General features: G+C 44.8%; 5 protein-coding genes and 1 pseudogene. 5 read left to right on the plus strand and 1 reads right to left on the minus strand.

Translation table 11 applies throughout. The annotated features are described in order from the left end of the window. Positions 1-557 precede the first annotated feature (557 nt). Positions 558-656: pseudogene (locus MSG93_RS19305) on the minus strand (ATPase); the annotation flags it as partial. A gap of 626 nt (positions 657-1,282) precedes the next feature. Between MSG93_RS19305 and phnC the strand changes: the two are divergent. From phnC to MSG93_RS19090, 5 genes are read left to right on the plus strand one after another with little or no spacing between them, the layout of a single operon-like run. Next, the gene (phnC, locus tag MSG93_RS19070) at positions 1,283-2,062 is read left to right on the plus strand and encodes a phosphonate ABC transporter ATP-binding protein (protein WP_009389228.1); all 780 of its coding nucleotides are present in this window, start codon (positions 1,283-1,285) and stop codon (positions 2,060-2,062) included. A 19-nt stretch (positions 2,063-2,081) separates the two neighbouring features. After that, positions 2,082-2,942, plus strand: coding sequence for a phosphate/phosphite/phosphonate ABC transporter substrate-binding protein (gene phnD, locus MSG93_RS19075; protein ID WP_009389226.1), 861 nt, complete (start codon positions 2,082-2,084; stop codon positions 2,940-2,942). Positions 2,943-2,960: 18 nt separating this feature from the next. Further along, complete coding sequence (phnE, locus tag MSG93_RS19080; protein WP_004757464.1) at positions 2,961-3,758, plus strand: phosphonate ABC transporter, permease protein PhnE; 798 nt, start codon at positions 2,961-2,963, stop codon at positions 3,756-3,758. Positions 3,759-3,799: 41 nt separating this feature from the next. Further along, complete coding sequence (locus MSG93_RS19085; RefSeq protein WP_004757466.1) at positions 3,800-4,807, plus strand: phosphonate dehydrogenase; 1,008 nt, start codon at positions 3,800-3,802, stop codon at positions 4,805-4,807. Next, a complete protein-coding gene (locus MSG93_RS19090) occupies positions 4,804-5,661 on the plus strand; it encodes a LysR family transcriptional regulator (protein WP_009389225.1) in 858 nt (285 codons plus the stop codon). Before MSG93_RS19085 ends, MSG93_RS19090 begins: the two co-directional genes overlap by 4 nt. Positions 5,662-6,238: the final 577 nt, after the last annotated feature.

The raw sequence follows: 6,238 nt of genomic DNA on the forward strand, positions 1-6,238 counted from the left end.
CAATCAATTTTATTGCTTCAACTTTAAATTCTGCGGTGTAAGTCTTCTGTTTCTTGCTCATGGTAAACTCCTGATGAGTGTCTATAGTTTACCAAGTTAAAACCTCCTGTTTTCTCAGCACACATCAGGAGACTACCTGTCAGAATTAACAGGTATGGTTAGTCCCATAAAAAAAACGCCAGCAAGGGGTTGCTGGCGTATAAAATGAATCTGCATTGACATGCAGGTATTGCCTAATTTATCAGGATTGATCCATATGTTGCATATCAAAATAACGATTTACAAAAACGAAATTAAAAAGCATCTCCCTGCCCTTATGAGTCTGCTCGGCACACTTATTTTTATGGCCGCATTCTTCGCGCTATCCGTTCACTTTAACGCTGCAATTGTCAAATGTCACTAAAAACTGACCCACTATTTGCATCTAAAATTGACCCACGTAGTTGTTAAAATATTACAGTCGTGAAACTCAATTAATTGATGGCTAACTCCTCCTGATCTATTTTGGTTTGTCGTGGTTTAGTTCGCTTTGTTGCAATTCCCTTGGTACTCGATTCTTTAAAGCGCCAAGACTCATTGCCTGTTTCGACGATATGACAATGATGCGTTACCCCCGCCAAAATAGATATCCATAGTGCGATATGTAGTTGCAGAGTGCCTAACAATATTACTATCTAGGAATATTTTCATGGCCATGCCTAACGAGGCTGTAGCGAAACTCCCAGCCGAATTTTACCCATTAAAGCGGTCCAAATAACAAACATATTTCATGCTGCTATTCAAATTCCAGCTCACTAAAGCGCAACAACTTCGCTACTTTTCAAATAGCCGCGCATCACCAAAAATAAAATATTTGTACTTCGAGTTTTGCTACAACTTCAACGAGTCTGTAGTAAAAGGAATCCGTAAAGACACTTATCCACAGCACTCTCTGTATTGATTAGTAGTAGGTTAAAAGCCACGCAAACGATTTTACATAATCGCCACTTATGAGTAGTGACGTAATTTTAATGTGTCTCGACCTATTTTGAGCCTTCCAGCTGCGTTCGGCCAGAAGCGGACGCCAGGGTGTGCCTTAAAATCCTGCTAAACCCCTCCCAGCTAGCTCCGCCAATTACCGGCGCCTCACTGCATACCAATTGGAAGTCTTATAGCCAAGCGTTTGAGTGCGATTGCTAATTGCTCGCAATAAAACTGTAACATTGAGTCGTTATGCTCACCTCATTATCTGATTTCGTAATCAAAAATAAAGATTGATTACAACAACGAGGGTCTGGCAGCAATGATTCAACTTCAAAATATTACCGTCCAGTACGGACAAATGATTGCGTTGCATCCAACTTCACTCACGTTTCAACAGGGACAGTTTTCAGTGTTGCTCGGTGCCTCTGGTGCAGGCAAATCAACAATGCTCCGTTGTCTTAACCTGATGCAAAAACCCACTAACGGCAATATAAACATTACAATGTTAGGTTCATTGTTGGACAAAAAAATATTGCAAGAGCATCGTCGGCGTACTGGCATGATATTCCAGCAGCATCAATTAATTGGTCGACTTTCTGTTTTGCAAAATGTGCTAATGGGTAGACTAGGTTATCACTCGACGCTTCGTACTCTTTTTCCTCTATCGAAGGAGGATCAATCTATTGGATTACACAGCCTTGACCGCGTTGGGCTACTTCACAAAGCACTCTCACGAGTGGATGAGTTAAGTGGCGGTCAGCAACAACGCGTGGGTATAGCTCGGGCATTAGCGCAGCGACCGGCACTTGTTTTGGCAGACGAGCCTGTGGCAAGCCTTGATCCAGCAACCGCCAACAAAGTCTTGGCGCTCTTACACCAGATATGCAAAGAAGACGGCATAACCGCTGTAGTCAGCCTACATCAAGTCGATCTCGCTAAACGCTATGCTGACCGAATCGTCGGTCTGGCTCATGGCAAGGTTGTGTTCGATGCAATACCAGCGGCTCTGACACAAACGCATGTAACTGAACTCTATGAACAAAAAGCGCAATTGAATTCAAACATTCCAAATATTACTCATAACCATTGTTTAACTTAAGAACTGAGGAGAAATAACCATGAAAAAGCTATTCGCTGTACTGGCTCTAATATTGTTTAGCCTCTTAGGTAGTGTCACATATGCCGCACCTAATCCTGACCCCGGCACATTAAAAGTTGCTCTCTTGCCTGATGAAAATGCATCAACCGTCATTAAAAATAATAAGCCTCTAGAGATGTATCTTGAAAAAGCTCTGGGCAAAAAGATTGAGCTTATTGTTACCACTGACTATTCATCAATGATTGAAGCAATGCGGTTCGGTCGTATTGATCTTGCATATTTTGGGCCCTTGTCTTATGTATTGGCCAAACAGAAAAGTAAGATTGAACCATTTGCAGCAATGCAACAAAAAGGCACAACAACTTATCAGTCAGTGCTAATTGTGAATAAGGCGGCGGGCATCAACAACATCACAGATATCAAGAAAAAAGCCGTTGCCTGGGGTGACAAGGCCTCTACATCCAGCCACCTGATCCCCAAATCAATGCTTGCTGATAAAGGATTATTTGCCGGAACGGATTACAAGGAGCATTTCGTAGGCGCTCACGATGCAGTGGCGATGGCAGTTCAGAATGGACACGCGCAGGCCGGTGGTCTGAGCAAGCCCATTTTCAAATCGCTCGTTCTGAGCGGCTTGATCGATCTAAACAAAGTGAAGGTCTTAGCGGAGTCAAAACCGTTTCCTCAGTACCCATGGGCTATGCGCTCTAACTTAAAACCAGAGCTTAAAGAAAAAATTCGTGCTGCCTTCCTCGATTTGAAAGATCCGAACGTGTTGAAACCATTCAAGGCTGAAGGATTCGGGCCTGTAACAGATAAGGATTACGATGTCGTGCGTGATTTAGGTAGTTTGCTAAAGCTAGATTTTTCCAAGTTCTAATTTTTTGAGGTCTCTACAATGAATACGAACTTCGAAGCCATATTGTCAGAGCAGCGCCAAAGCTGGAATCGAGTAGTTAGGTATGTGATATTGATTTTAGCTATTGTCGTCGGATGTTGGTATTACGTTGGTCTATTTGATGGTGAGCGTTTAGGCGAAGGCGTGCCAAGTCTTGTTAGTCTCATTGGTGAGATGTTCCCTCCCAACTTTAGTGAGTGGAGAGCATGGGTCAAGCCAGTGCTCGATACCTTAGCCATGAGTATTGCTGGAACCGCCATCGCTGTGCTTTTGTCCGTGCCCTTGGGTATTTTGGCTGCACGCAATACCAGTCCACATCCAGCGGTCTATCAGGCTGCGCGTGCTCTGTTAAATGTGTTGAGATCTGTTCCTGAGCTTATTATGGGTATAGTTTTCGTGGCAGCTGTCGGCTTTGGTGCACTGCCGGGTGTGTTGGCATTAGGCCTGCACTCAATCGGCATGATCGCTAAGTTTTTTGCGGAAGCGATTGAGCATACAGATCAAGCACCAGTTGAAGCTGCGCAGGCCGCAGGTTGCAGCCCGCTACAAGTGATATTTCATGGCATTTTTCCGCAAGTATTACCGCAAATGGCCGACACCGCGATTTATCGGTGGGAATACAATTTTCGCGCCTCAACGGTGATGGGAATGGTCGGTGCCGGCGGTATAGGTTTCGAGTTGATAGGATCGCTGCGTCTTATGCAATACCAAGAAGTATCCGCGATATTGCTGGTCATTCTTGGGATGGTGACGCTAGTTGATACATTCAGTTCATTCTTGCGTCGCAAGTTCAAGTAGCTAACCCATATAAAAAATCCGGTATACACATGAGGGTCCACATGAAACAAAAAATAGTTCTTACCCACTGGGTTCATCCTGAAATTATCGATTATTTACAATCTGTTGCGGATGTCGTTCCCAACATGACCCGCGATACTATGTCGCGCGCAGAATTGCTGGAGAGAGCAAAGGATGCTGACGCACTAATGGTATTCATGCCTGACAGTATCGATGATGATTTTCTTGCGTCCTGCCCTAAATTGAAGATTGTAGGTGCAGCACTCAAAGGCTATGACAACTTTGATGTCGATGCTTGTACCCGCCGTGGTATTTGGTTCAGCATCGTGCCGGACCTTCTGACCATCCCAACGGCGGAGCTGACAATTGGATTGCTTCTTGGCCTGACTCGCCATCTGGCCGAGGGGGATCGCCGTATCCGAACTCACGGATTTAACGGGTGGAGACCGGAACTATACGGAACGGGTTTAACAGGACGCACACTCGGAATCATCGGTATGGGTGCGGTCGGGCGAGCGATTGCGAAGCGCTTATCGAGTTTTGATATGCGGGTGCTTTATTGCGATGACATCGCCTTGAATCAAGAGCAGGAAAAGGCCTGGAATGCACGACAGGTGAGTCTCGATGAATTATTAAGTAGCAGTGACTTTGTTGTACCTATGCTGCCAATGACGCCGCAAACTTTGCACTTATTGAATGCAGAAACAATTGGCACAATGCGCACAGGAAGCTACTTGATCAATGCGTGTCGTGGTTCAGTTGTCGATGAATTAGCTGTTGCCGAAGCACTTGAATCTGGAAAATTGGCGGGTTATGCGGCAGATGTTTTCGAATTGGAAGAGTGGATCCGTGTTGATAGGCCAACAGCTATTCCGCAGGAGTTACTGACCAATACAGCGCAAACATTTTTCACCCCACATTTGGGGTCTGCGGTCGACGACGTGCGTTTCGAAATCGAGAAACTAGCAGCCAATAATATCTTACAGGCACTGACCGGCCAAAGGCCATCCGATGCTATCAATAATCCAATTTTGGAAGGCGTTAATTGATCAATCTTGAACGCGTAGTTACTTTTCTGGCTGTCGTGAATCGGGGTGGCTTTCGTGAAGCAGCCAAGCACACAGGGCTCTCACAGTCAGCTGTGACTCAGCATGTTAGGCGCCTAGAAGAGTCGCTGAGTGTCAATCTGATTGTGCGAAACAACGCAGGTTGTACGCTCACAGAGGAAGGCAAAGTGTTTTTGCCTTATGCGGAAAACCTAGTGCGCACCGGATCCAGAGCGTGCGCATTATTCGACACAAATCGTCTTGTAATAGGCGCGAGCTCGAATATCGGCATCTATGTATTGCCACCGCACTTGAGGCGGTTCAAGAAAACAGCAACTTGCAATTTTGATGTAGTCATTGGCGATAATCTTACCATTGTGAAAAAACTGGAAAACTTTGAAGTCGATGTGGCCATTATGGAATGGTGGGATCAACGAGAGGGATTTGATGCATGCGTTTGGCGAAGTGAAGAACTAGCTGTGATTGTGCCGGTGGAGCATCCGTGGGCCAAATTGGCGAGTATTCCATTAGATTGGCTGAAGGGAGAGAAATTGCTGGGGGGAGAAACAAGTAGCGGCACAGGGCGTCTGTTACAGCATTTTTTCGGAAGCGTGGCAGATTCTATTGGTGTATCTATGCAGCTTGGAAGCACAGAGGCGGTTAAACGGGCAGTACAGGCAGGCTTGGGTATTTCATTGGTGATCTCTTCGTCTGTGGTCGATGAGTGCGAGAGTGGTCGACTAAGAAGCGTTAAAATTGAAGGGATCACCCCCTACAAAAATCTTTACGTTATTTGTCGTAGCAATATGCTTGAAAATACACCATCGGCACATTTCAAAAAATTTCTACTTCAGTAGATGGATGGTATGTTGTTTATGCCAACAGTTAGAAAGTGTGAAGTTTGCCGTGACATATCATGATTTTAAGTTGATGGTAGCATTTTATTCATTTGCGTTATTTCTCTAGAAGGTAGGCGTCTAAATACTAAGTTTTCTACCTTTAAAAGGCCATATCGAACATCCACTTTAATCTGCGGTATCAAGAGAAGATTATTTTTTGCGAACATCCGCTTTGGGCACAACTGAGCCGGTTCTGGTGCTTTGAAATTAATTTAGATCAATTGCATCGCATATCCACCAGCTAACGTGTCCGTTAGTCTCACTAGCCCCTTTTCGGGTACATCTAGTGTGTCAGGTGCTTAGGCTCTAGCGCAAAAGGCGTACTCTTAATCTTCTCAAGACTCGCCTGTATCCAACCTGCTTTGGTCGCCTGATCATCACTGTGGTCAATGTCCGCGTCATTCAAACCTGATATGTGCTGAATTAGCAGGAGACTTTCACTTGGGATATGCTAGGCAGCTAACCGATAAAAGTTCTCTGCTATTTGATTTGGCGTTTTAAAATCCAAACTCTTTTGAATTCTTCGCTGATTATA

It is taken from the genome of Acinetobacter sp. IK40, assembly GCF_035615075.1.
GTDB classification, from domain to species: domain Bacteria; phylum Pseudomonadota; class Gammaproteobacteria; order Pseudomonadales; family Moraxellaceae; genus Acinetobacter; species Acinetobacter courvalinii.

What these genes read in the sequence shown, in the direction of transcription:
- phnC (WP_009389228.1), top strand. Translation starts at nt 1,283, where the DNA reads ATGATTCAACTTCAAAATATTACCGTCCAGTACGGACAAATGATTGCG.
- MSG93_RS19085 (WP_004757466.1), top strand. Translation starts at nt 3,800, where the DNA reads ATGAAACAAAAAATAGTTCTTACCCACTGGGTTCATCCTGAAATTATC.
- phnD (WP_009389226.1), top strand. Translation starts at nt 2,082, where the DNA reads ATGAAAAAGCTATTCGCTGTACTGGCTCTAATATTGTTTAGCCTCTTA.
- phnE (WP_004757464.1), top strand. Translation starts at nt 2,961, where the DNA reads ATGAATACGAACTTCGAAGCCATATTGTCAGAGCAGCGCCAAAGCTGG.